This is a genomic window from Ruficoccus sp. ZRK36, from assembly GCF_019603315.1.
In the GTDB taxonomy this organism is placed as follows: domain Bacteria; phylum Verrucomicrobiota; class Verrucomicrobiia; order Opitutales; family Cerasicoccaceae; genus Ruficoccus.
In genome coordinates this window covers 1,669,512-1,692,950 of sequence record NZ_CP080649.1, presented here as the reverse complement: position 1 = coordinate 1,692,950, position 23,439 = coordinate 1,669,512, and the positions used below count along the sequence as shown (strand labels likewise).

The window sequence follows — 23,439 nt, the reverse complement described above, 5'->3', positions numbered from 1 at the left end:
AAAACTATGAAGAAAACTTCGTTCAAGAACCTCTGTTTCGCCACCCTCGTGGCCCTCCTCCCACTGGCTGCTCCGGCGGCAGAACAGCCGCCCGGCTTCGCCGCCCTGAGCGAGCGCTGGCTCAACGAACGCGATGAGTGCATCGAAACGATCTCCGACACCTGGCTTGAAAACCAGCGCGACCCCGCTCTCAAGGGCATGCTTCTGCGTCTGATCACACTGGAAGTCCGCCTGAGCACCCGCGAAGATATGTACCTGTACACCGCACAACTCGGCACCATCAAAGACTTGGACGGCGCGGTGCGTACCGTCGCGCTCGACTATCTGGAAACGACCGGCTGGGATCCAAATTCGGGCCGATTCGTAGAAGGACGTCAATTCGACGTCAAGCCCGCCCAACGCCGACAAACACTTGTTCCCCAGCCGACCCAGGACACCACGCCGCCCCCTCAGACGCGTTCACCCTCCGCCCCGAGCGACGAATCCGCCGCCAACCGCAGCCCGGCACAGAGAGGCCCACGTCATGGCTGAAGACACACAATATCCTTACGCCGCGCATCCCATCCGACTGGCAGGATGGTGGCTAATGCTTCCGGCGGGACTCGTATTGGGGTGGGTCGCCGGACACTCACCGCTCGACCTGGAGCCATGGGCAGAAGGCATCCTTCCCCAAACGGAAGCTCTTGTTCGCCTCTGCCTGGAGCGATTGGGGATCGCGTTCATCGGGCTGATTCCGCTGGGGCTATGGCTTTTCAGGATCATCGCCCGCCACACGATCAGTCAGCAAGAGCCCACAGCATCAGCCGTCCTTGACCTGGGCTTTATTTCCAGAAATGGCCCACTGCTGGGACTGCTGGGAACGGTTATCGCGCTGGCCGCCGCTGGGGCAAGGCTTGCCGTAGAGGTCGAAGCCGACGGGAACGCAGCCGTCCTGGGTGTGTTTCCGCTGGTAAGCCAAGCCCTGCTCTCAACCATTGCAGGCATCGTCCTGGCCATTGCCGCCGACACGACTCTGCATGTGTTCGAACGTAAAGCCTCACCCGCAAAGGAGAAGTCATGATGCCGGGACTGCTTCACGAAAACCGCCGTCTGGCAGGCGTGCATCCCACGCTCGTGGACCTGGCTTTTGTACTGGTCTTTCTTTTCCTGATCCTCTCCAGCCTGGCCAATGTCCATCCTCAATCAGCGGGCAGGGAAGCCTCCCTGCCACCCATGGAGTTACCGGAGCTGGATGCTCCCGTGCAACAAGGTCAGGGCATCTCCGAACAGTTAGAAATCGTCACACTGGGGGCCGACGGATCCCTGCTCTTGGGTAAGGAACCAGTTTCTGGAATGGACGCGCTTTTGAATCGGCTTTCTTCCGAATCCACCGCTTCCGTAGAACTTCGTGCTGCTGCCGCCGTTCCCTACGGCGAATTGGCCCGGCTGCTGGAAAAGCTGTATCAACACGGCATCCGTGAAGTCTCTCTCTCCTACCAGCCCCGCTCCTAAACACCTTATTAAAACATATATGAAAACGCTCATTAAAACATTTATCCTCGGGCTTGGTTTCGCTCTGTGTTTCTGGGCCGGATATCGTACCTCCCATCGCTCAGAGACTCCTCCGCCGCCCATAGCTGCTCAAACGGCTCAGCAGGGTTCTCCGGCGGTTTCAATGCCATCCGGCACAAGCCACGAAAAGGCCGATATCCCAAGGCAGACACCCCCCTTGCCAGAAATGACAAACACACCCGAAAATCAGCCAACGGGGGACAATCAGCAGCCTACAGATGACGAAGATCCGCTCGGCCTCGCCATGCGCAACAGCCTGCAGGCGCTGAAGAACTTACGCTAGAGATTGTCAAACCGAGGCCCCGAAAAGCAAAGCCTCGCAGACAGTCTGAAATACTTTGCAGGTACACTCCAAGACCACGGATTCATATGCAACGAGTTTGGGCATTCGCGGCGGGGGCCGCAGTCGTGCTTATCGTTCTCGCCTGCCTGAGACTGGACACACCAACCCAACGGGAAACCCACCCCATGCGGGTCAGCATCCAGCCGCAGGTTTTCGAGAAAGAACCAACGCCTCCGCCGCTCCCTCCCCCTATCGCCCAGCAGCAGGCCCCGCTGCCGCCTCTGCCCATGGAGGCGCCCCTTCAGAATACTCCGCCCGAGACACTTCCGGCGCTCGCCGCCGATTACCGGGGAACCATCCGGTTCGAAGGCTATGCCCGGCAGATGATCCGCCTCGGCTGCCGTTTTTTTATCTACGATAGTACACGTAAAAAACTGCTCGCAAACGTGGACCCACTTAGCGGGAAGAGCAGTCCGATTGCACCACACAGCCTCTCTGGCCTCAGCCCACGCCTGCGTGAACTGGACCATGATCCATCCGTCGATAAAGCCCTCTCCGGTTTACGATCACAGTTTCCAGGCGCGCGCCTGACACTCGTAGTCGCCGTCACCTCCCAGTTCGAGGAAGCCCTGACCCGTCAATTGCAAGCCGGATTCGTCCAAGGTGATTTACCTCCTGGAGACTGGCAGGTTCTTGAGGGAGAGTATGTGCTTGTCGGTCCTCGCCTAGCCCTGAAGCTCCACCGTGCTCTTGGGTCACGCGGAAAAAATGCCCCAGTCGATTTTACCGTCTTTTTTTAAAATATCCTCTAATAACCCTAAGAAAATCTCCCAGGCCACAATACGTGAGCATGAACAGACTATTTTCACGGCTCCGCCCCTTGCTATGCACTTGCCTGGTCATTCCCTTTGTCTACGGCACATCCGTCGCGGCGCATACCACCGCGTCAAGCATTGGTGCCGAGTCGCCCTCGCCCGTCTCCGCCCAGTCGCTTGAAGCCGATCTGGTTCTCGCCCGCTATCTGCTTAGCAACGAAGACTTTCACGGGGCGAAATATTGCGCCCGCAACGCCTATGACACGGCTGCAAATGAGACCCGGCGCAGGGAAGCCCGACAACTTCTTGAGGAGATCGACACGATGCAAGCCCTGTGCCTGAGGATACTCTGGCACGAAGCTCGTCAATCCCACGCCAACTGCGATTGGGAGAAAATGCGCAGAGCAGTCACACGCATACTCCAGATAAGCCCAGATAATCTTGAGGCCCAACAGGTAAGAAAATGGATGAAGCAACGCGGAATCATACGCTATTTCTCCCTCCTTTAACATGGGAACTCCACCCTAATATTATGCTTGTTTAAACTGTATATATATTTTTTTAATACGCACATTAGCCAATATTACCATATAATTAAATTTACTAATAAAATCGCATCACACAAATACGCAACCTAATCTGCCATGACCCACTTAATCCGCCTCGCCGTACTTATCATTGCCTCACCGTTCATCTGCGCCCTCCCCACCCACGCGTTCTGGGACAAGCTGGAGGATCTCGCCGAAGAGGTTGATTTACCGTTTTCCAACGACGAACCCGACGCGCCAGCCGAAGCCTCCGCCCCGGCGGTTGTCATCGAAGATACCCCTGTCACCTATTCGCCAGACACCTACCAGCAACTCGCTGATAATCTGCCCCCCATCCAGGAGAAATACGAGACGGATGTCGATGCCATCAACGCGCTCCTGCAACACCGTAACTTCCTGGAACTCTCCCTCAACGAAATCGAGGAACTGAACGAGTTAATCGCGGAGATCAATCGCCTTCTGGGCAAGGCGCTGGACGACGTACGCAGTGGACACAAGATCCAGGAACAAGTGCTTGCTGATCTCAAGGTGAATCTCAACAAGCTCCAGCAGCGGGTCGAGATCGTCAAATATCAGGAACAAGGATACGGAGAAATCATTGCTGCCCAGCACATCTATCAGGATCAGGATACCGCCCTGACTCTGGAAGACTTGGAGACCCTTTACATGGGCGACATCAATGAATCCATCCTCAGTCAGCAGGCTCTCCAGAAAGAACTCGCGGCCTATAAAACCGAAATGAAGCAAAAGGACCTCGACCTGTCCGACTTCATCGTCGTCCTCAACAATGCCAAAATTTCCAGCCAGGCCGTTTCTCGCTATCACGTGGAGTCCACCGCCACCTGCGAAGTGGCGACTTACCAGATTAACTTTCGGCTAAACGACCTGAACGAGCGGGCTCAAACAATGCAAAGAGCCGCTGAGATCGCGGAAAAGGGAACCATTGTCGGTGTCACGGTCGCCAAAATCACCGTAACGGCCGTTGTGGCGAACAATGTTGATACCGGCAACAGGGCTGGTGACTATCTGGGTGGCCTCGCTGCGGGCTATGCGAGTGAAAAGGCCCTGAAAGTCCTTTTCGAACAACTGGGCATCGACCCTGAGACCATGCGCAAGCAGGCACAACAGGCACAGCAGGAGGCGAAGAAGTTTCAGGCGTTCGAAAAGCAGGCGCGGGTCAAAATTGCTGAACTCAATCAAGGTCTTGATAAATTGGAGCAGAGCAACAAATCGACTCAGGAACTCGTCGACAGCCTCGAAGAACCGCTACAGGTCGAAGTCGCCGAACGCATCAAGACCGACGCCGACCTGGCAGAACTCTATGCCGCCGAACAGGAACGGGCAAGCGATGCGGCCAGCACTCCAGTCATCATTGTTTCCCAGAAATAAAACCCGCGCGTGTATTCTCACTTCCAAGCTGCCATGCATCTAAGCAAAATATCTATCATATCCGGAATTACAGTTCTACTGCTGGCTGGCTGTGCCAGTGCCCCTAAAACACCGCCGCCCATGTCCGGCCAAACGCATTACCAAGGCACAGGTATCGAAACCAACGACGCCGAACACGCAGCCCAGGAGGCCATGGGCCGCCAGCGTTACTGACGCCTGGCCCCACCTCTACGTGGCAGACAGATGAGTATGCTTTCCAGAATCAAGCGAGTCTCTGGCACACTGACACTCTGGGGGCTGTGCACAGTCAGTTCCCATGCGCAGGCGACCATACACTACCTGGGGCCCTCCCAGTACGAATCGCAAGAGGACGCCCCTGCCCCTTCCCATCCGATTATTCCCAAGGTCACGGACTCGTTGCTCGGCAACGAAGGTCGCGCAACCCTCGACAAAGCCGTCAGCGGCTTCCTGGAAGCAATAGCACGCGAATACCCCGAACTGGACATCACGGTCATTGATCCAACTTCCCGGGAGTACCGCACGCGGGAGATGGAGGATGCGGTCTATGCCACCGTGGCGTTTCACCCTGCGGACATCGTTGTTATCGACAACCCGCTGACGGGAAAAACGGTTCAATACGATACTTACATCTTCCTGTCTCTGTACCTGCTCAGAGCCAGTGACGGAACAGTGTTGTACGCACGCACACTCATTATCAACCCACAGTTCGAGACTGGCATCCCTCCGGGGCACCCCGAGGCCCAAGCCCGTTTCCGCGATGCGATCATCCGAAGTTTCGACCCGACGCAGCCACGCGCACGATTCCATATCGCCGCTATCGCGGAAGCCCTGCAAAGGGGCACATTTCGCAGCCCATATAGCACCACATATGGGATTACCTCCGATGCAGTGGATTTCACCGGAGCATTAGCCTCGGGCGAGAATCAGGTTCAGGACCCTGCCTCGATGCAGCGTTTTTTCCAGAAATATGTGGAAGCGGAAGCCTCGGATGATTTCCTGGTGGTGGCCAGCCCCTCAGTCAACCCCACCCAGGAGCAGATCAAAGACATCGCCGTTAACGTGTACAGACTTCAGGTCTTCACGGACATGCTCGATGAGTCCGGCATCGCGGAGGAGAAGTCCGGACGTTACTACCTGCCCCTGCGGCTTCCTGTCCCCGACTACCAGTTGAAGCTCCAGCTCTCGCTCGATGTCAATGTTCTCAAAAACGCGCGCTTCTTCAAGCTGGGTGACTATCGCTACGCCTCGACCTTGACTCCCCTCAACACATCCAGCGGTACCCCACGCCCAGCGCTGACGGATTCCGGCACCCAGAAATTCAAAGTCGCCGCCAACGGCAAGGTCACTCCCATGGCCATAAAAAACCTTCTGGCCCTCATTCATCTGCAACTTTCGGGTAAGAAAAACTGAAATCCAACAATACGCTACACACACCACCGCAATTGCTTCCGACATGAAAAATCCTGCATTCCCCAATCTGAAACATCTGCTCGCTCCCGTTCTGCTGGCCGGACTGCTCTGCTCCGTCCACATGGCTGAGGCAAAAACGATACGCGATATCGCTGTCACAGTCGAAAGCTCCGAAGACGAGGCCATACGCGAGGGTGCCGCCACCGCGCTTGATTCCTACCTCGACGAGATGAACCTCGACGCAAGCAAGCAGCAGAAGGCGAGAATCCTCAGCCTATTCAGGCCATATTTCGAGAAACGAACCATCGTGCGCGAAGTGGACAAAGACGACGTACGCGTGCTCTACATTGACTACACTTTTAACGACCATGAGATGGAGAGCTACCTGGGAAAGGCACAGTTGGAAAAACTCCTCGACGCCCAGCGTGAGCCACAGGTGGCGTTTGCGATGGTCCCCCGTGCCCCCCAGGGCACCAAGCTCGACAAGGCGGACAAGCAGTACTTTACCGAGGTCCTTAACTCAGACATGAAGGCGATCTTCGCCGAACACCGGATCAACGTCGTCACGCCCGATTGGCTGTTTAAGGAAATGGGCGCCCTCTCCGGCGACCCCGATCACCTCACCGCCTTTCAGGAAAATGTACGCGCACTGGCCCGTTTCGACCCTGAAATTGATTATCTCGTGGTCGGCACAGCCACCCTCGACACATCTAAAAAGGGCGGCCAGATCAATGTGCAGATAAGCATCAACGGCGATGTCATCTCAGCCTACGAAAGCACCGGCCGCCTCACCGCCCTGAAAACCGAGAACGCCGCTGTCCGCGGGGATCAAATGCGCCCTACGATGGGAGCCGCCGCCAGTACTGTGGCGGAAATTTTGGCCAAACAGTCCATTGGCAACCTGATCCGCGACTGGAACACCAGCTATGAAAAAGGCCAGTTGATGACAATTCATCTGTACCATGATTCCCAGGAGTTTCAGGACTTCATGCTCGACGCACTCGAAGCCCACGGCCGCATTCTCGATGAGACGGCGCTCCGCGAAGATCTTCTTGTCGTCCGCTACCGGACCAAAGAACTGACCGACATCCGCCACCGCAAGCTTCGCCGCGCCTTCGACCAATGGGTAAAGTCGGACTCTTACCACGACCACGCCCCTGAATTCCTGGCTGAGACTACGCTGAACAAATCCATTATCGCGCCCGACTCCCCCGAGTACCGGGATGTCATGAATGCCATCATTGAAAACCGTCCGCAGGACCTCATCGACCTGGCAAGCCTGCCCACCGTCCTGGTCGAGCAAAAGGTATCCGATCAGCCTGTGAGCACGGACCCGTCGACTGCGTTGGCGATGGTTGCCCGCCGCTACGAGCAGTGTGTCGGCCTCGTTTACGCCGAATCCGAAAAAGGAGCAACGACCGGAACCGCCTGGGCGGTGGGACCGCACATGCTGGGCACCAATGCCCATGTGGCAAAACCCGTCATAGAATCGCTCAAGAAAGGTTTGGAATGTTGCGTCATCATGAATGACGACCAGAATACGGTTTTAAAAATTATCGCTGCCAGCTACCATCCGAACTACAGCGACAATAACAGCATCTATGACGTGGGCATCCTTGTCGTGGATCACACTTTCGACACGTATTTCCAACTCGCTGACGAGGACAAGCTGCTCAGCCTGGAACTCGGAACTCCGATTGCGCTGCTCGGCTTCCCCTACGGATCACGCATCACGGATTTACGTCATCCGCAACCCGTCATGCAAGACGGCATCATCATCAACATGAGCGATTGGCAAGGCAGAAGAGCCGACTCTCAACATCGACTATCCATCCGTCATAATATCGCTACAGCCGGCGGTGCCAGCGGTAGCCCGATCTTCACCGGAGATGGAGCCGTCATTGGTGTCCACAATGCTGGGCTGAAGGATTCCAAAGGGCGGATCAACTATGGCCAACGTGTCGACATACTGCAGCAGCTCATTGGCGAATACAACCAGGACCAATAACACCTCATGCATATCAGCAAACACATCTTTACCTCCGTACTGGCCTGGTTGTCCCTCTCCGCCCTGGCCATCGCAGCCGATACCCGCCTGGTCAGTGTGACCGGGATGGCCCCTGGGGACTCAGCCGACGCGCGGGCTATCGCCTTCGCGGACGCCATGCGCGAAGCCGTTCGCCAAGGCGCGGGTGTGGACATCGTCAGCGAGTCCCGGGTCAAAGACTTCCAGTTGGAGTCAGACAAAATCCTTAGTTCTGCCTTCGGCTACGTGCGCGATTATACCGTCACCGACTCCTCACTCAACGTGGACGGCATCTACCGTGTCACGCTATCCGCCGAAGTCGGGCGCGGCTCGCCTGACCGCCATGACACCATGGCCCTGCAAAACATTGTGCGCACACGTGGCTCTCCCCGCGTGGCAGTTGACATCATCGAACTGTATGAGGGCGTGCCCGGAAACCCCGAGTACGCGGCCAACTGGCTTGAAGAGCAGGCGCGCCAATCGCAGATGAACCTCGTCCAAACCGCACTGGCCCAACGGCAGAATGACCGCTTGGCCGCGATTGACGCCCAGGCCGGACGCGACAGTGAACGCCAACTCAGAGAAGCACTTTTGGGCCTGGACGCCGACATCGTCATTCTGGGCAAGATCACAAGCCGCTACTTGGGCAAGGATGACGTGGATGGGCTTTATACCACTCACCGCTACTCCGTCAGCGGAGAACTCTCCGCCGTGCAGCCGGATACCGGGTTGATGGTGGCCCGAGTTGTCATTCCGCCCCGCGAAAACATATCCAGCCGCATGAGCGATCCCGAAAGCGCCGCCCGGGATATTGTAGGAAAATATCTCGCAGGCGGCAGTGGAAACATTTCCGGGCAAACGCTTTTCGACCGTATTTTGACTCAGTGGCTCATCGAGTCTGATCTCGGGCATATTCAACGGATTGAAATCACAGGCATTAATGATGCAGCCCTGTCCAACCTTCAGCATGAACTTGAATCCGAGGATGCCATCACCGGTATCTGGGTTCGGCAATTCGACGCAGACGGACTCACCATTCTCGATCTGGAAACCCGTCTCGACAGCACAAACCTGGCCTCCCGCATTAACAGAGCCTCTGGTGGTACTTGCACACGCTACGCGGGCACGGGCAACTTCCACCAGTTCAACTTCACGGAACCGGAACAAGAGGAATTGGACGAAGAAAATTCCTCGCCCCTCTCCGGCCTCTCAGGTATGAGCTTAGGCGGCATCGGGCTTGGCCTCGCAGTCGTAGCCGGTGTGGTGTTTTTTCTCACGCGCAAGAAATCATCCACCTGAAGCTTTACACACGAACAGGCAAACGGACACGCCGTACTCAGCATCCAAGGCCTACGAATCCCCCACCCCCTTCCTGATACCTGATTTGACCCGGCCAGCCAAAATTCCTTCCATTCGGCCTGCGTTCGCCCGCTCGGCGCAGCATGCCTGTCCAGCACCGAAAATCCTCCGATGAGTGGACAGATAAAACGGATACTTACACTTGACGGAGGAGGTATCCTGGGCCTTTTCTCCCTGCAAATACTCGGCGAGATTGAACGCATCTTCCGACAACACCGCCAGAAAAACGACCTCGTTCTGGGAGAAGTTTATGATTTTATCGGTGGCACCAGTACCGGGGCCATTATTGCCGCGGGCCTGTCTTGGGGCCTGAGCGTGGCCGAGCTTAAGAAGCTGTACCTCGACTACGGGCAAAGAATGTTCTCCCGGGAACGCTTTCACCTGCGATGGAAATCCAAATACCGCGCCGAACACCTGGCCAGCATGTTCCGGGAGATTTTCCATGAGGACGGCCAACCCGCCCTCCTGAGCAGCCAGAAACTCAAGACCCTACTTCTGGTCGTCATGCGCAACGCCACCACTGGCTCGCCCTGGCCGGTGTGCAACAACCCCCAAGCTCGCTTTAACGATCCATCGCTCCCGGACTGCAACCTCAACATCCCCATCTGGAAGCTCCTACGCGCCAGCACGGCGGCTCCTACATTTTTCCCGCCGGAGGAAATCATGCTGGGCACGTCCCGCTATGTTTTCGTGGACGGCGGCATCACGCCCTACAACAACCCGTCGCTCATCAGCGTACTGATGGCGACACTTCCGGAGTACCGGATCAATTGGCCTTGTGGCGTAAAACAGCTCCACGTCACCTCAGTCGGCGTCGGGGGAGTAAAATCAAAGATGCGTAAGCAAATCGCCAAATCCATTCACCTCGGCGACCAGTTCAGCTTCATGATCCCCGCCCTGATCGATTCGGTCAAACTTGAGCAGGACATGCTCTGCCGTGTGCTCGGCAAGTGCCTTCACGGAACCGAACTTGATCTGGAGCTCGGAACGCTCTCAGGAGCCGGCATTCTCCCCGAGGAGGAGAAAAAGTTCAGCTACGTCCGCTATGACAGCCCGCTCGACGACCACATCTGCAAGACAGGCGCTTCGCCCGACCTCCGCATCAGCCTCGACAACCTTGAACTGATGCCACTGCTCCAGGAAGCAGGTCTTAGCTATGCCAAGGAGACTGTCGATCCCACCCACTTATTGCTCGAAGACTGACACAGACACTTACGAATATCTGCTCAGGCCCCGAGACTCAATTAGATCAGGACATTGCGTATTCAAAAAAACATACGGACAATCGCCCGCCCGCACCTTCCGAACCAGGCTTCCCGTCCCAGCCGGCAACCCGGTATCCATGCCATCCCATACCACCAGAAAAGCCCTGCTTCTGGCGAGTATCAAGCGATTAACCCACTCATAGCATTCCGGCTCGTTGACTGAGTCCGGCACGACCTCAACCGAAGAACCATGCAAATTGTTTTCAACCGCTTCGAGAAGCCATTCCACCCGCTTCCACACCTGCGGACCGTAGGCGGTGAAGTCCTTCATGAAGCGTTCCCGTCGCTTCGGCAAGATGAGATTCACCGGCACCCCCATCTCCAAGGCAAGTTCGCACGCCATCGTATCGGCACCGGCGGCTGCGCTGCAAACCAACGACAACATCTGCCCCTCCGTGAGCAATTCGGTCTGCATTCCCCGCATAGCCACCTCAAGCATCGGTCGCGCGGCCTCAATTTCTACAAATGTCCTTCCGGACTTTTGTGACGGGCGATTGCCAGAAAAACCAACCGGGAAACGTAAGTTATTCATTTTTTTCAGAATAATAAACAGGAAAACCAACCAGATGCTTCTCTCAACTCTCAAATACACTCAACCATTTTTCCCACCCGGGCACCGGCGCGCGACCTTAACAACGGCTGAAAAAGAATTCATCCTCACGCTCTCATGACAAACTCTTCATCGGATTTCTCGGCCTTCATCTCCCACGCTTCCAGCGATGCCAAAGATGCGCTCAAGCTGGTCGAAGCTCTGGAGAAACGCGGACTATCCTGCTGGGTGGCCCCACGCAACATCCGCCCCGGTAAAGAGTATGCTGAGGAGATCATTCACGGCCTGCGACAGAGCCATACCCTAATCCTGATGCTCTCAGAAGCCGCCAATGAGTCACCCTTCGTCAGACGCGAGGTCGAGCGGGCCGTGCACCACCGCAAACCGATTTTCCCCGTCAGATTGCAGAGCGTTTCCCCCGCCCAGTCACTCGAGCTTTTCATTTCATCAACACACTGGGTAGACCTTTCACCCGACTCACTTGATGCAATCGCTGACAAACTGGCCCGGGAACTTCAGAGCGTCATGTTCCCCACGCAAGCCCCTTCCGGAAGTACCACATCCCCCCCATCCGTAACACCAAGAGATTTGCCAACACTCAAAGGCGGCCGCAGTGACGAAGTGCCCAGAACCTTCGGTAAATATCGACTGACACGCCTGATCGCGGAAAGTATGGCACTGGTTTATGAGGCCGAGCAGCAGGAGCCCAAGCGGAAAGTCGCTCTTAAGATCCCACGCGGGGGTATTCTTCTGACACAGGAGTCGCGCCAACGCTTTCTGCGTGAGGTCGCCCTCACGGCGGGCATCGACCATGGCGGCATCGTCCCGGTCCTTGAGGCCGGCGAGGTTGAAGGCACCCCCTTTTACACCATGCCTTTGATCAACGGTGTCCGGCTCGACCAGTATATTGAGCAAGAGCATCTCAATGTCGCTCAAATAATACGACTGTTTATATCGTTATGCGAAGTCGTTGGTGTCCTGCATAAAAACAATCTCGTCCACCGGGACCTCAAGCCGGCTAACATCCTTGTCGACGAACACCACCATGTACGCCTGCTGGACTTCGGATTGGCCAAGGTCGGGCGTACGGTTTCAGACCTTTCAATGGCTCCTTCAGTCATGGGCTCCCTCGAATACATGGCTCCCGAGCAGGCCGGGGCCAAGACTGCCGCAATCGGAACCCAGGCAGACGTTTACGCCATCGGAGTTCTTATGTACATTGCCTTGACTGGTAAAAGACCAATTCAGGCCTCCGAGCAAATATCCGACATGCTCAAGCGAATACTGGAGGCCCCTCCGCCGCCTCCCCGCGCAGTCAATCCCAATATTCCAGCCAGCCTGGAGTCGGTCATCCTACGTTGCCTAAGCAAGCGGCCCGAAGACCGCCCGGTAGACGCTATTGCGCTCGGACAAGGGCTTACAGAGCTACTTGCAGCCAATGACACGCCTCCACCCCACAAAAGGAAGCCCCTTTACGCGTTTGCAGCGCTGGTAACCCTCGGGCTCGCAACGATAGCCTGTCTGCTGTGGCTGATCCCCGGGGAGAATCGCCCCTCGACCCAGGCAGCGGTCACGACTGAGGCCGTGCCGGTCAGCACCACGCAAGAATTGGAAACCCATGTGAGGCAGCCAACCCGCTCGCAAACCACTCCCCCTGGCGGCAACGATTCATCACCTGCCATTCAAGCCGTACCACAAATCCTATGGGACGATTACGCGATATTGAAGGAGCAGCTACGTGATAACTTCGCGCGCAGGAATCAGGCGGCAGTAATGATTTATCTCCCCGAGACGTACGAAGATAAACTCACGGTCAATATCCGCCAGACTGACCGAGAAAGCTCCCGCACACTTGCTCCCGGGGATGTCATGGAAGCCTACGTAGACGGGAGAAAAACGGTCAGCCTCACTCTTGGACTTCAAAACCGCTCCTATAGCCCTATTGCTGGCGAGGTCATTTTCATTCAACCGTAAGCCTGCATGCGTCCAGCGAAAGGGATCTCACCCTGATGAAAAACCTTTGACTGTCCAAACGCCAGCGCATGTTCCCGGCGATCACCACCAAGTCGCAGGCTCATGAGACTAGCCGTCGGTGCACTGACGATAACCTCCCGATGAGCCGCTGTGTGATCACTGTGGGCATGACTAACAAAAACTGCACCCGGCTTGGGACGCGACGGGTCCATCCATAATCCCAGACGCGGCAGGTAAACGCCGCCGCTGGCATACTTAAGCCCGGTGAAAGGCACACGCTCATATTGCCTCGACCATTTGCTAAGTCAAACGGGCACAGACAACAACGTTGAGTTCATACTCTGCACTCAATCGATCCGGAGCAGAATCATTGAGACCAACTCGTAAAACTGGTTTTCGATCGGTTCGGAGAGGTGCCATTCCTTCGCACCCACATAGGGTTCCAGTAGGAGTAATGGATGGTCAAAATGCGGGCAAGAAATCAGGCAATAGCTGACACCTAGAGTCCCAAGGCGAACCTCGAAAATGTAGATAGACTCCTCGGGGTCATAGTCCAAATTGGAAGCTGGGATAACGATATGCTTCTGAGTTGATACGTTGCCGTCCAGACCACGAGGCTGAAGCCAGGGTAAAAGTCCATGCAGTCTGAAACGTGCTTCTTGCTCACGAGCAACCGCTAGCTCTCGCCGGAATCGCGCATGCGCCCTTATGTCGAGCACACTCGTTCCAATATGAGGGCTTGCCCAGGCAGGAATTTGCTCATCGCACACGCCGAACTCTTCGACCATCATGTCGAGCCAATCCGCGCTCACTCGGTGGTCGGCATGAGTGAGCTTTTGGACAAACTCACTGTCGTATGACCACGTGGTCAGCGCCCAGCGCTTAGGGGCAGGCGGAAGGATGAGTACCGAAAATTGTTCATCTTCACCATCTCTTACCGGCAATACAAAATAGGCTTCCGAAGGCCGGATGTCGGGGCGCTTGGGAGCAATCATGCACTCGATAGCTCCCTCCCAGTGTATGTACTGTCGGATGTCGTGTTCGACACAACTAACCCGACGGCGAATCTCGTTGTCGCATTCTCGCCCCAGACGCAGCCTAAGCATTAGGAGTTCATAGTCAGAAAACCCCTCCTGTCGAGCTGACTCAAAACCACGAACAAATTTCCAGTTTTTTACCTTCTCTGAGTCCATGTTAGTTCCGTTCCAGTAGGCGGCGAGCGATGCCAGTGAGTTGGTTTTGATACTTGAAATTGAAGATGCGTATGCGTGGTCGTGAGCTTCTATCTCCGCCGAAAAAATAGACGATTTTTAGCCACAGATCATGCTGAGGGAAGGCCTGGCTCAGGGCATACCCATACAATGAAATCTGCCGCACATCGACATCGCGAGGTTTTGACGGGAGGAAATCCGTCATCCATTTAAACTCCATCACCTGTATCGATTTCGAACCGAAAAGGTCCCAGTCAAGCCGTCCGGTGAAGACTCCCGACACATAGACTTCCCAGTCAGATCGGTGCTCATGCGCAATACGACCAACGTGGCTCTTAAAGGCCTTAACCATCGGTGATAACCCTCGATCATCACGGTCAAATTGCAGAGCCTCATGGAGGGCATTCCCAGCCCAGATTCCACTTCGGGGGCGGATGGTCTTCTCTCCAGGGACGTGAATGTCCCGGCGAGACCAATCGACGTAGGTGATGGGGAGGGTTGATTCTTGAGCGATTTTCTTTGCTGATTTCATGGTTTTTCTGTTAATTGATTAACAAACAATGCTTGTGCATGTAGCTTACATGGCTACACTCTAAAAGACAACAAGAATCCTCCATGGAAGCGAAAAAATTCTCTGACGTACTGGAAAGCATCCGCGAGAATATGAACCTCAATAGGGTCGAATTTTCCCGGGCACTCGACTGTGACCGAGCACGAATGTACGACGTTCTAAAAGGCCGACTCCCCGGTCATCTTTTTATCCGGCGCGTGCTTTCGCTGCCGGGACTATCGGAACAAAACCGCCGCGATATCTTATGCAGCTACTTGCAAATGCACTTGGAAGAGGTCGCCCCAGAGTCCGAGCTTTCGGTCCATCTGCTGTAACGCAGCAGGCCTCTCGTCGTTGAGCATCCTAGCATCCTTGATCTGGCTTTTTTCGGGGCCATCCTCGCACCCCATCCACCACCCACGCCGCAGGCCCGCACTCCCAGGGAGACGGGCAATGCGGGCCTTACTTAGCTACCTCGCAGGCACCCCCTGCGGGCAGAGGGAAGACACTGTTTCCCTCTATCGGAATGTCTACCTCCGCCGCTCGCGACGACGACGAACCATGCACACGGCAAGAAGGGCCAGGACCGCGAAAGCTGCCGCATAGGTCGAGGGCTCGGGAACCACGGATGTCAAAATGGTGTATCCACCAAGGTCGTCATAGCCGGTAAAAGCGAGAGCATCCTCCGGGGATTCAAGGTACCTCACATCAAAGTATTCGCTGCCGAGCGCATCTTCCCAGGACAAGGTTTCAGGGTTCCACACCAGGATGAGTCCATCGTTCAGCCATCCATCGACTTCTGGGCTCACGTCACCCCACAAGGCAATGTAACCTCCGTTCAGGCGGATGACATTATCCCCAGCAGTCTCATTTCCCTCATTGATCTCTATGAAGCCAACATTAACCAGGGAGCCATCTTCGACCGTTAAGGTATTTCCGCCAGAGTAGGAACTGGTCATGGGATCAACACCTCCTAATGATAGCGAATTCTCAACGTATAAGATGGAGTTAAATCCGCTGAGCGTAATGTCATTGTTGTTGCCACCCTGAGCCCCAATAATCACATCATCGGCCGCATTTACAAATGCACCATCCTCGACCAGGACGCTGTTTTCATCTCCCAGACGGCCCACCCATAGCGTCCCGGAGGTAACGCTCAAGCTGGATTGAGAGCCAGCGACCACCACCTGATTTTTGTTCCCAGAACCGGACCAAGAATCACCATTGCCAATCGTCACACCTCCTCCTGTCGTAACCTGACCTCCATTTGTGATGCTCAGCTTATTCTCGCTCGAGTAGAAACCCACCGTCAGATAGGTCCCAGTCGTCAGACTTGATCCTGTCCCGCTGACAGTGGCACTATTACCGGTCGCAGAGGCGTTGTAGCCAATGCGAAAATCCTCGGCCGCACTGACGGTGCTACCGTTGTAGATATTCATTTGATTGTCATGCCCCGAGAACCCCAGGACAACCCAATCTGCACGCAAACTGGAGGCGTTGAGATCGACACGATTGTTATGGCTTCCTTCCTCTCTGCCTACGGTCAATCCATTCCCGGTATTAATGGTGAGGCTCGATTCGTTCTGTATGGTCAATTGATTCCAGCTTGTGGAGTCCCCAACTGTCGTCCCATACAAGCTCAAATCGTAGGGGCCTGACGCGCCCAGTATGTACTGGGCCGGGGAAGCTTCAGTTCCACCCGCATCCATTACATTGGTGATGTCTCCGTCCGTAGTGGCAGCAGAAGCAATTGCTTCGGCACATACAACCGCCAGGACGAGCACGGCAGCTAAATTTCCAATTTTACGTGCAATAGTAAATGATACGTAGGACATGACAGGGCAACTCTGTACCGACAGTTGTCGGGGTCAATAAGAAACCGCTCTGTGTCGGTGTATAAAAACGCTAAAAGTCGGCAAAATAGGCGCGTGAAAAAGCAGCCATTTTCCATTCGCGAGCGCCTTTTAGAGCTGAGGCAAACCACCGCCCTCTATCAGGAAGAAACCGCCGAGTTACTCGACCTGCCATACAAAACCTACCAGGCCATCGAGGGCGGACGGCGAACCGCCATCCGGCTGGACACCTTGGAAAAGATTGCCGAAGGGTACGAAATCGATCTCTGGCAGCTGTTCCATCCCAACCTACCCAAGCTCAATAACTCCTGCGAAAAACGCGTGATAAAGCTCATGAAGCACCGTGGTATTCCCCGGCGCTGAACAAGCCCAGCGCAGTCAAAAAATCCACCCACCTGCGGTGGCTGGCAAGGGGTAGTAAAAAGCCTGCTTGCGCTTTAAAAAAATGAGACAGGGCAACTTCACATCGAGATTTTTCATATAACAAGATCGGGGTGGTCGGCCGCAGGCTAAACCGCGTAGCCGACTCATCCCCCAGCGAAACCGACCTGACAACGGCCTCAATTACCAAGCGCTTGCAGACGAATTTTGTATCTGTACTCACGCCCGGCTGACTCACAAACCGCTTCGCCCTCAAACCCACCGGCATCGGTCAGGTTCAAAGAAAGGATCCCCTTGTGATCACCATACAGGTGCCAACCAAGCGGGTTTTCACTGTCATCAGGCACCATCGCTAACACGACGGCGTACTCCTCTGACTGTGCATCGGGATTTATCGTCCCGGTCAACTTTCCGCGAGCACTGGGCATGACCGGGTTACTCAACTCGGCCACAACGGCAATCCCTTCCCGCGAAATAATCTTTAACCGAACCGGCTGGATATCCTTACGATAGTGCAGCTCCCCGAGGTATTGCCTGCCCGGCGTCAACGCTGTCTGCAAGCGTGCCAACCGCGCTTGCCTTTCCTGAGCCGCACGCGCCAACTCGGCTTCCTGCGCAGCTTTCTGACGCGCAGCCTCTTCCTGCAAACGCAGTTGCTGCTGACGCTTAGCCTCGATTCGCGCCTGCTCCTGCTCTGCTTTCCAGGCCTCATAGGCTTTCACGGCCTCATCACCCTCGGCCGTACCGGCAATAACACTGCCGGCCGGAAAACCGGACACAGGTCGGGGAAAATTCCTCCAGTCCTTCTCCATCGAAACACGTCCCAACGTCCAACGGTCAACCTGACGACGAGCCCCGACCTCACCGTAAACAACGATCTTTTCTCCTTTGCGGTAAACAACCTCCAACAGCGAAGCCCCTCGCAGCACTTTCCCGATCGACCGGCATAAATCTTCCCGAGGCTTCAGCGTCGCCTTCAACTTCAGCAGACTGGCACCCTCGGACACATGAATCGCCTCGTACTCAACGGACACAACCGAGAGCGAGGCGGGAATCGCCTTGGCAACAGCCGCACGGACTTCTTCCGACGGGGGTTCGTTATCACTTTGGCCACAGCCAGTGAGCAAAAGCAGGGCATGGCTTGCAACCAAACACCCAAAAATCTGAAACAACCTTTTCATGATACAACCCAGAAATACCGACGATTGTCGGTGCGTCAACAAAAACCGCTCTTTGTCGGTATTGACTAAAAACTTCCCAACCGACACGAATGCATAAAAGGGAACTTCGGAGGGGAGCATGCTGCGTTGCAGCGTATGGTAGGACGGGCCTTTGGCCCTGGTGTAACACCAATAGCGAGTCAACCTGACGGGCGTCGCCCCAGGCCGAGTCACTGAAAAAATGTACTTCTTTTAAATGCTAACCAAGGAAAAACTCAAGAGTGGCAACAACCAAGGACAAAAGTGGCAAACCCACCAATCAAGCGCACCAACACAGTGCGCTTTTTTTGTATTTATAAACCCATGACATGGCAAAAAGCTCATAGGCAAAAACCAAACCGATCCACCTCACACAACACGTGTTTCATTGGCCACAAAAGCAGACCGCTTCGCTATTTCTTCAGGGAGGTATTCATGTCACTGGGCATCCCCGCCCCCCTTCGGGGAGCACTGCTGCCCGAAGTAATTCTTTTCTTGTAGTAGCTATTTTTAGGGAAAGCAAAAACCGGCACCACAACCCGTGGAGCTACGATCGAAGAAACTAAAAGTCAATAAGCCACCTCAGATATAAAATCCATAAAACCTTTCAGAGCGCGGTCAAACAAGCCGCGCTCTTTTCATACAACCATCAACCAACACGTAAAAACATATGCAAGACCAAGCCAACACTAACACAAAAACATCCGCCACAGCGCACCTGATCGCACGTCGAGAGTCCGACCAAAAAGTCGAACTTATCATCGACGTGACCGGAGGTTACCCCTTCCGCGATAGGCTCAAAGCAGAGCAGTTCCAGTTCGTCAAAGACCGCTCTGAAGCCCTCGGAGCAGCCGCTCCGCTGGACAAATCCGGCAGCCGCAAACACACGGCAGCCTGGCGACGATTTCTGATCGTCGTACCGCCCGAAGCCTCACCAGAGCAGGCAATCAGCGCACTGGAAGCGGCGCTCGACACCCTCGATTCGCTGCTAGGCGGAGTACTCGAAGGCGCACGGATCAAAGGCGCAAAGTCCGCCGCACTAACCCTACAACGACAGTTGTCTTCTATCGACGGAGCCGACGCGCTCCTTACCCGGCTCTCTGCGCTGGACACGCCCTGGGTGGACAAACCTGTCACTCCCCAAGCCCAACTACAACCAGCCTTTGTCGCCTAAGCGGCAAGCACGCATAGCGAGGCGGGGTCTGAACGGCCCCGCCTTTTCCGTATTCACCCATAACTACATTAACCAACTATGAAAAACATTATCACACCCAAAACCCTGTTTCGACGCATGGCACGTGGGCCTCAAATCGAGGCCAGCGGCCCATTCTGGGACGCGTACCAAGCGATCGTGAACGGCGATGACGAAGCGGCCCAACAAGCCCTCAACGCCGCATACACCTCCGATAAAAACCAGGACGAAAGCCCCCGGCGAGTCGCCATGCTGGATGCCCTCGCACACGGCCTGCCGCTTTACGCGACCGAGCTAACGTGGGAGGAACTACTGGCCGCATCCGGCACCAGCGATGTCCTCCACGACCTGGTCATGCAGGGACGCCTGCGCCCGATCCACGCCGCACACCTGGAGATCGAGCTGAGTCCACGCATATTCCCCATGATCGACACGGACCTGCGCATTATTCAGGCCCAAGCGCTGACCGCCCTCTATGAAATGGAAGCCGAAACCCTCAACTCGGCCAACATCGGCGGCTGCCATTTGGGCACCTGGCTAAGCGAGCGACAGGACCGCGCCCAGTACTACTTCTCGACCATTCAAACCGCACGCCGAATCGCCACCCTCACATGCTAACCTCAACCCCATTACTATGAAAAATCCATTCTCAAAGAAACGTAAACACACGTATCCAAACGCCAATACAAATGCATCCAGCAACGCGGATAAGAACGCTCCAGTGCTGCTTCCTCCCGATTGCGCCATGCTCACTCTCTCGGAAGAGGCCATGCTCATCCGGGAAGCGCTCGGCCAATACCGCCTGCTTGACCTGGTCAACTCACAGACCGTCGAGCTGACACCGCCCACCTTCATCACCGCTCTGCAACTGATCGAACTTTCCGCCACCCCCATCGGCATCATCCGAGGCGAGAACGGGGTGTCGCTTGGCTTCTGGCTCGGCCAGGACCTCATGCTGATCGCGATGTTCGACGACGAGACGGACGTCGATCCGCAACGGCTGGACAAGGCCGTAATTCTGGCTCGCCCCTCGACACTCAATGCCCGCGAGCACAAGCACGCGCCCTGGAAAAGAATCATTTGGTACATCTAGTTCACACGCACTCACCACAAACCCATTCATTACCTATTATGACACCAGCCAACAACCACTCACCCCTCATCGTATCCATGACTCATGACACCCGTGTGGGTCGCCCCGAAGGCGGATGGGGACTGTATCTTACGCCGGATCGTTTGCCCTACATGGCCAGCGATCTGCCCACAGGACCGCGCTACCTGATCCCGGTCCGCACGTCCATGCAGGAGGCATTTTTAGCCGTCGCTGACACGGCGAATGCGACAACGTCCATCCTTCGCCAACTCGAAAATGCCATCATTGGCGAGTCCGCCGATGAATCCGCCAACGCGGAGCAGGACGCCCCACTCGAAGAGGATATCCTCTCTCTGGTTCCCAGCCGTGACCGCATCTGGGGAGTCGGGCCGGAGGCCGTCGGGCTCTGCAACCATGCCGGAATCCCGTACCTCGTCTTCGGCGATATTTGCCTGGTCTTTGACACCCCGAGCTACCGCTCGGCCATCAAAAAACTCAGCCCACACAGCTGCACAAGCATTGAAGGCAGCCTAGCTGACACTGACAACAACCCCACGTTCAACCTGCGGCAAGCAGAGACGACCATCGTCTTTCATTACTGCGACGAGACCGTAGTTAAAACCCATGACAAGGCGATTCATGTCACGCCATCGCGAATCATCGAGAGCGACCCGAATGCCTGATCCATCACGAAAGAAACCATTCTTTTCGCAAGGAGCAACCCCAACCGGTTGCTCCTTTTTTGCACCCAAGAGCCAACCCTCAACCATCCATAAAACCATGAAACAATCACCTCCCAATACAACCACCATTCCGATTCTGAACATCGGCAAAGACAAGCGCTTCGGCAGCCCCGAAAGCGCCTGGGCCCTCTACCGTTGCCCCGGCGACTGGTATTACTTCGGCTGCGCGACCCCCGGCGAAGAGCAGTACATCCTTCCGCTCGACGACGACCGCGTGAGCCAACTGCTGACGCTCTCCCAGTCGGCCAACGACACCACCAACATCGTCGATACATTCGATGAAATTTTCGGCGAGACAGGCAACACCGAGGAGACCGCAGACACTGACGCGCCCGACATCGACGCGGGCATTCTTATTCTGTGCCCGGGTCAGGACCGCAAGCTGGCATCCAGCGCCAAGACCACGCTCCACCTCAACGATCAGGGTATTCCTTACGTGCAGCACGAAGGGTACATCCTGGTCTTCGACGCCGTGCCTTTCCGATTGGCCTTCCAGCATCTCCCAGAAAAAGGGATCACGCGAGTCAAGGCCGACACCACGACGATGGGAGAGGCCTGCATCGTCATCCAGCGAGCGGACATCCGCCTCGTCTTTTACGTCACTTCACACGGGTACGCCTTCGCACCGCGCACACCGAGAGAAGGTGACATCCACGCCTCCGCCGAGGCTTGCCGAGGACTTGTCCACGGCCAGGCCATCAACCTCAAACCCAACAACTAATCCCAAACAAATGACTAAGATAAAAACCAACCTCATAACCACACCCTACCACCTGATTTCGCACATGGAAAAAGGTCCGGCCCTCACGCCGGTAAGCCAGGAGTTCTGGGCCGCGTACGCCTGCGTGCAGCAAGGCAAGGTACGCCAAGCCCAGGACATTTTATCGGGCTTATACATCACCGAAGAGGGCTACCCGATTGACTCGTCGCGCATCCGCCGCATCAGCGCTCACAGCGAAGGTCGCCACTGCGGAGCTGACGAACTCGACCTCGCTGACATGCTGGCATCCGCACGCCTGACCGACGCCTTGAAGGACCTCTTTCACGCGGGCCGCATCGCAGCGATTCACGCAATCCACGCTGAGATCGAAATGTCACCACCGCTGGTCCCCAACCCGCTGCTAAAAGCAAGCCGAGAGGACATGCAGGCCCTGATCGAGTTATACGAGATCGAAGCCGGTGTATTGGAATACTCCATACACAACACCGAAAACCTGATGCGCTGGCTCACACGCCGCAACGCCCGCGCCCGGTACTATGATGAGGTATTGGATTTCTGTCACAGCTATGCAGATGGGCTGGAATCAGAATCAACGCCCACAGATCAGGCCGAAGAAGCCGAAGAAACCGACCAGACGACAGACTAAACCTATAACGAAACCAGCGCAGGTGGCTCCGGCTGCCTGCGCTTTTTTATGCCCTCAACCCACAACTCAAGCACCATCATGACACCATCATCCCCAAAACCTAACTACGTATCGCCCAAGGCCGAAAAAGCCTTCTGGGACGCCTTTAAACTGATCGCCGAAAACAACCTTATCGGCGCCGAATTCACGCTTCTGGAAGCGATCCAGCTCTACACATCCAGCCCGGATCAGCACTACCGACTTGGAGACATCCCCGGCGGGCTGCTGCCATCGGCGTCTCCGTTTACCGGATCCCAGCGGCCAGAAATGGACTGCCTGCGGGACTGCTACCGCCAAGGCACGGTCTCGGCCATTGAGGCCACTTCCATCCTGATTGAGCACAGCATTCATCCGAGCTGCGAACCTATGTTCATCCTGCCAGCCCAGCACATGCTTAGCCTGCTTCAACTCTACGAGATGGAGCGCGTCCTCCTCGAGGCAAACGACATGTGTATCCACGAGATCAATACATGGATGCATGCCAGGCGAGACCGAGCCATGCATTACTTCAACAGCCGGACCGATTCCGATGACTGAACTCCGCAAGGGCCGACCCGCCAGGTCGGCCTTTTTTATTCACCTCAACCCATCAATCACCAACCCACACTTCAATGATGTCA

The 23,439-nt window shown here is 55.7% G+C and carries 25 protein-coding genes; 20 read left to right on the top strand and 5 right to left on the bottom strand.

Annotated features, from left to right (window positions below):
• Positions 1-6: 6 nt before the first annotated feature.
• The 10 genes from K0V07_RS07455 (at position 7) to K0V07_RS07410 (ending at position 10,605) form a co-directional block, all read left to right on the top strand.
• Complete coding sequence (locus tag K0V07_RS07455; RefSeq protein WP_220623903.1) at positions 7-531, top strand: hypothetical protein; 525 nt, start codon at positions 7-9, stop codon at positions 529-531.
• Positions 524-1,060 (top strand): MotA/TolQ/ExbB proton channel family protein, encoded by a 537-nt coding sequence (locus tag K0V07_RS07450; RefSeq protein WP_220623902.1) that lies wholly within the window; start codon positions 524-526, stop codon positions 1,058-1,060. The genes K0V07_RS07455 and K0V07_RS07450 overlap by 8 nt, the downstream gene beginning before the upstream one ends.
• Positions 1,057-1,491, top strand: coding sequence for a biopolymer transporter ExbD (locus K0V07_RS07445; RefSeq protein ID WP_220623901.1), 435 nt, complete (start codon positions 1,057-1,059; stop codon positions 1,489-1,491). The genes K0V07_RS07450 and K0V07_RS07445 overlap by 4 nt, the downstream gene beginning before the upstream one ends.
• A gap of 429 nt (positions 1,492-1,920) precedes the next feature.
• On the top strand, positions 1,921-2,634 hold the full coding sequence (locus tag K0V07_RS07440) for a hypothetical protein (RefSeq protein WP_220623900.1): 714 nt from the start codon (positions 1,921-1,923) through the stop codon (positions 2,632-2,634).
• A gap of 50 nt (positions 2,635-2,684) precedes the next feature.
• Positions 2,685-3,158 (top strand): hypothetical protein, encoded by a 474-nt coding sequence (locus tag K0V07_RS07435; RefSeq protein ID WP_220623899.1) that lies wholly within the window; start codon positions 2,685-2,687, stop codon positions 3,156-3,158.
• A 135-nt stretch (positions 3,159-3,293) separates the two neighbouring features.
• A complete protein-coding gene (locus K0V07_RS07430) occupies positions 3,294-4,586 on the top strand; it encodes a hypothetical protein (RefSeq protein WP_220623898.1) in 1,293 nt (430 codons plus the stop codon).
• A 243-nt stretch (positions 4,587-4,829) separates the two neighbouring features.
• Positions 4,830-6,017, top strand: coding sequence for a hypothetical protein (locus K0V07_RS07425; RefSeq protein WP_220623897.1), 1,188 nt, complete (start codon positions 4,830-4,832; stop codon positions 6,015-6,017).
• Between the two features lie 43 nt (positions 6,018-6,060).
• A complete protein-coding gene (locus K0V07_RS07420) occupies positions 6,061-8,025 on the top strand; it encodes a serine protease (protein WP_220623896.1) in 1,965 nt (654 codons plus the stop codon).
• A 6-nt stretch (positions 8,026-8,031) separates the two neighbouring features.
• Positions 8,032-9,342: a hypothetical protein gene (locus K0V07_RS07415; RefSeq protein ID WP_220623895.1), complete on the top strand. Its 1,311-nt coding sequence runs from the start codon at positions 8,032-8,034 to the stop codon at positions 9,340-9,342.
• A gap of 171 nt (positions 9,343-9,513) precedes the next feature.
• Positions 9,514-10,605 (top strand): patatin-like phospholipase family protein, encoded by a 1,092-nt coding sequence (locus K0V07_RS07410; RefSeq protein WP_220623894.1) that lies wholly within the window; start codon positions 9,514-9,516, stop codon positions 10,603-10,605.
• 9 nt (positions 10,606-10,614) lie between these two features.
• Here the strand turns inward: K0V07_RS07410 and K0V07_RS07405 are convergent, their stop codons facing one another.
• The gene (locus tag K0V07_RS07405; RefSeq protein ID WP_220623893.1) at positions 10,615-11,199 is read right to left on the bottom strand and encodes a hypothetical protein; all 585 of its coding nucleotides are present in this window, start codon (positions 11,197-11,199) and stop codon (positions 10,615-10,617) included.
• A gap of 135 nt (positions 11,200-11,334) precedes the next feature.
• Here K0V07_RS07405 and K0V07_RS07400 point away from each other — a divergent pair, with 135 nt between their 5' ends.
• Positions 11,335-13,191 (top strand): protein kinase, encoded by a 1,857-nt coding sequence (locus K0V07_RS07400; protein ID WP_220623892.1) that lies wholly within the window; start codon positions 11,335-11,337, stop codon positions 13,189-13,191.
• A 347-nt stretch (positions 13,192-13,538) separates the two neighbouring features.
• Here the strand turns inward: K0V07_RS07400 and K0V07_RS07395 are convergent, their stop codons facing one another.
• On the bottom strand, positions 13,539-14,384 hold the full coding sequence (locus K0V07_RS07395; RefSeq protein ID WP_220623891.1) for a hypothetical protein: 846 nt from the start codon (positions 14,382-14,384) through the stop codon (positions 13,539-13,541).
• A gap of 1 nt (position 14,385) precedes the next feature.
• Entirely contained in the window at positions 14,386-14,934 is a 549-nt protein-coding gene (locus K0V07_RS07390) for a hypothetical protein (RefSeq protein WP_220623890.1), read from the bottom strand.
• Between the two features lie 83 nt (positions 14,935-15,017).
• Here K0V07_RS07390 and K0V07_RS07385 point away from each other — a divergent pair, with 83 nt between their 5' ends.
• Positions 15,018-15,287 (top strand): hypothetical protein, encoded by a 270-nt coding sequence (locus K0V07_RS07385; RefSeq protein ID WP_220623889.1) that lies wholly within the window; start codon positions 15,018-15,020, stop codon positions 15,285-15,287.
• 195 nt (positions 15,288-15,482) lie between these two features.
• Here K0V07_RS07385 and K0V07_RS07380 read toward each other — a convergent pair whose 3' ends face one another.
• Complete coding sequence (locus tag K0V07_RS07380) at positions 15,483-16,787, bottom strand: hypothetical protein (RefSeq protein WP_220623888.1); 1,305 nt, start codon at positions 16,785-16,787, stop codon at positions 15,483-15,485.
• 93 nt (positions 16,788-16,880) lie between these two features.
• Here K0V07_RS07380 and K0V07_RS07375 point away from each other — a divergent pair, with 93 nt between their 5' ends.
• Positions 16,881-17,168: a helix-turn-helix transcriptional regulator gene (locus K0V07_RS07375; RefSeq protein ID WP_220621413.1), complete on the top strand. Its 288-nt coding sequence runs from the start codon at positions 16,881-16,883 to the stop codon at positions 17,166-17,168.
• Positions 17,169-17,365: 197 nt separating this feature from the next.
• On the opposite strand, the gene K0V07_RS07370 is transcribed toward K0V07_RS07375, so the two are convergent.
• On the bottom strand, positions 17,366-18,487 hold the full coding sequence (locus tag K0V07_RS07370) for a hypothetical protein (RefSeq protein WP_220621412.1): 1,122 nt from the start codon (positions 18,485-18,487) through the stop codon (positions 17,366-17,368).
• A 568-nt stretch (positions 18,488-19,055) separates the two neighbouring features.
• Here K0V07_RS07370 and K0V07_RS07365 point away from each other — a divergent pair.
• The 7 genes from K0V07_RS07365 to K0V07_RS07335 all read left to right on the top strand — a co-directional run bounded on the left by K0V07_RS07365 (position 19,056) and on the right by K0V07_RS07335 (position 23,356).
• Positions 19,056-19,559, top strand: coding sequence for a hypothetical protein (locus K0V07_RS07365; RefSeq protein ID WP_220621411.1), 504 nt, complete (start codon positions 19,056-19,058; stop codon positions 19,557-19,559).
• Positions 19,560-19,637: 78 nt separating this feature from the next.
• The gene (locus K0V07_RS07360) at positions 19,638-20,195 is read left to right on the top strand and encodes a hypothetical protein (protein WP_220621410.1); all 558 of its coding nucleotides are present in this window, start codon (positions 19,638-19,640) and stop codon (positions 20,193-20,195) included.
• A gap of 16 nt (positions 20,196-20,211) precedes the next feature.
• Complete coding sequence (locus K0V07_RS07355) at positions 20,212-20,670, top strand: hypothetical protein (RefSeq protein ID WP_220621409.1); 459 nt, start codon at positions 20,212-20,214, stop codon at positions 20,668-20,670.
• A 38-nt stretch (positions 20,671-20,708) separates the two neighbouring features.
• On the top strand, positions 20,709-21,353 hold the full coding sequence (locus K0V07_RS07350; RefSeq protein WP_220621408.1) for a hypothetical protein: 645 nt from the start codon (positions 20,709-20,711) through the stop codon (positions 21,351-21,353).
• 97 nt (positions 21,354-21,450) lie between these two features.
• A complete protein-coding gene (locus tag K0V07_RS07345) occupies positions 21,451-22,134 on the top strand; it encodes a hypothetical protein (RefSeq protein ID WP_220621407.1) in 684 nt (227 codons plus the stop codon).
• Between the two features lie 10 nt (positions 22,135-22,144).
• The gene (locus tag K0V07_RS07340; RefSeq protein WP_220621406.1) at positions 22,145-22,780 is read left to right on the top strand and encodes a hypothetical protein; all 636 of its coding nucleotides are present in this window, start codon (positions 22,145-22,147) and stop codon (positions 22,778-22,780) included.
• Positions 22,781-22,858: 78 nt separating this feature from the next.
• A complete protein-coding gene (locus K0V07_RS07335; protein WP_220621405.1) occupies positions 22,859-23,356 on the top strand; it encodes a hypothetical protein in 498 nt (165 codons plus the stop codon).
• The last annotated feature ends 83 nt before the right edge of the window (positions 23,357-23,439 follow it).

Bases quoted from the DNA above. Each gene is read 5' to 3' on its own strand.
- K0V07_RS07430 (WP_220623898.1), top strand. From the start codon at position 3,294: ATGACCCACTTAATCCGCCTCGCCGTACTTATCATTGCCTCACCGTTC.
- K0V07_RS07435 (WP_220623899.1), top strand. From the start codon at position 2,685: ATGAACAGACTATTTTCACGGCTCCGCCCCTTGCTATGCACTTGCCTG.
- K0V07_RS07410 (WP_220623894.1), top strand. From the start codon at position 9,514: ATGAGTGGACAGATAAAACGGATACTTACACTTGACGGAGGAGGTATC.
- K0V07_RS07450 (WP_220623902.1), top strand. From the start codon at position 524: ATGGCTGAAGACACACAATATCCTTACGCCGCGCATCCCATCCGACTG.
- K0V07_RS07340 (WP_220621406.1), top strand. From the start codon at position 22,145: ATGACTAAGATAAAAACCAACCTCATAACCACACCCTACCACCTGATT.
- K0V07_RS07395 (WP_220623891.1), bottom strand. From the start codon at position 14,384: ATGGACTCAGAGAAGGTAAAAAACTGGAAATTTGTTCGTGGTTTTGAG.
- K0V07_RS07400 (WP_220623892.1), top strand. From the start codon at position 11,335: ATGACAAACTCTTCATCGGATTTCTCGGCCTTCATCTCCCACGCTTCC.
- K0V07_RS07440 (WP_220623900.1), top strand. From the start codon at position 1,921: ATGCAACGAGTTTGGGCATTCGCGGCGGGGGCCGCAGTCGTGCTTATC.
- K0V07_RS07390 (WP_220623890.1), bottom strand. From the start codon at position 14,934: ATGAAATCAGCAAAGAAAATCGCTCAAGAATCAACCCTCCCCATCACC.
- K0V07_RS07380 (WP_220623888.1), bottom strand. From the start codon at position 16,787: ATGTCCTACGTATCATTTACTATTGCACGTAAAATTGGAAATTTAGCT.
- K0V07_RS07345 (WP_220621407.1), top strand. From the start codon at position 21,451: ATGAAACAATCACCTCCCAATACAACCACCATTCCGATTCTGAACATC.
- K0V07_RS07370 (WP_220621412.1), bottom strand. From the start codon at position 18,487: ATGCTCCCCTCCGAAGTTCCCTTTTATGCATTCGTGTCGGTTGGGAAG.
- K0V07_RS07355 (WP_220621409.1), top strand. From the start codon at position 20,212: ATGAAAAATCCATTCTCAAAGAAACGTAAACACACGTATCCAAACGCC.
- K0V07_RS07455 (WP_220623903.1), top strand. From the start codon at position 7: ATGAAGAAAACTTCGTTCAAGAACCTCTGTTTCGCCACCCTCGTGGCC.
- K0V07_RS07425 (WP_220623897.1), top strand. From the start codon at position 4,830: ATGAGTATGCTTTCCAGAATCAAGCGAGTCTCTGGCACACTGACACTC.
- K0V07_RS07445 (WP_220623901.1), top strand. From the start codon at position 1,057: ATGATGCCGGGACTGCTTCACGAAAACCGCCGTCTGGCAGGCGTGCAT.
- K0V07_RS07365 (WP_220621411.1), top strand. From the start codon at position 19,056: ATGCAAGACCAAGCCAACACTAACACAAAAACATCCGCCACAGCGCAC.
- K0V07_RS07405 (WP_220623893.1), bottom strand. From the start codon at position 11,199: ATGAATAACTTACGTTTCCCGGTTGGTTTTTCTGGCAATCGCCCGTCA.
- K0V07_RS07360 (WP_220621410.1), top strand. From the start codon at position 19,638: ATGAAAAACATTATCACACCCAAAACCCTGTTTCGACGCATGGCACGT.
- K0V07_RS07385 (WP_220623889.1), top strand. From the start codon at position 15,018: ATGGAAGCGAAAAAATTCTCTGACGTACTGGAAAGCATCCGCGAGAAT.
- K0V07_RS07350 (WP_220621408.1), top strand. From the start codon at position 20,709: ATGACACCAGCCAACAACCACTCACCCCTCATCGTATCCATGACTCAT.
- K0V07_RS07335 (WP_220621405.1), top strand. From the start codon at position 22,859: ATGACACCATCATCCCCAAAACCTAACTACGTATCGCCCAAGGCCGAA.
- K0V07_RS07420 (WP_220623896.1), top strand. From the start codon at position 6,061: ATGAAAAATCCTGCATTCCCCAATCTGAAACATCTGCTCGCTCCCGTT.
- K0V07_RS07415 (WP_220623895.1), top strand. From the start codon at position 8,032: ATGCATATCAGCAAACACATCTTTACCTCCGTACTGGCCTGGTTGTCC.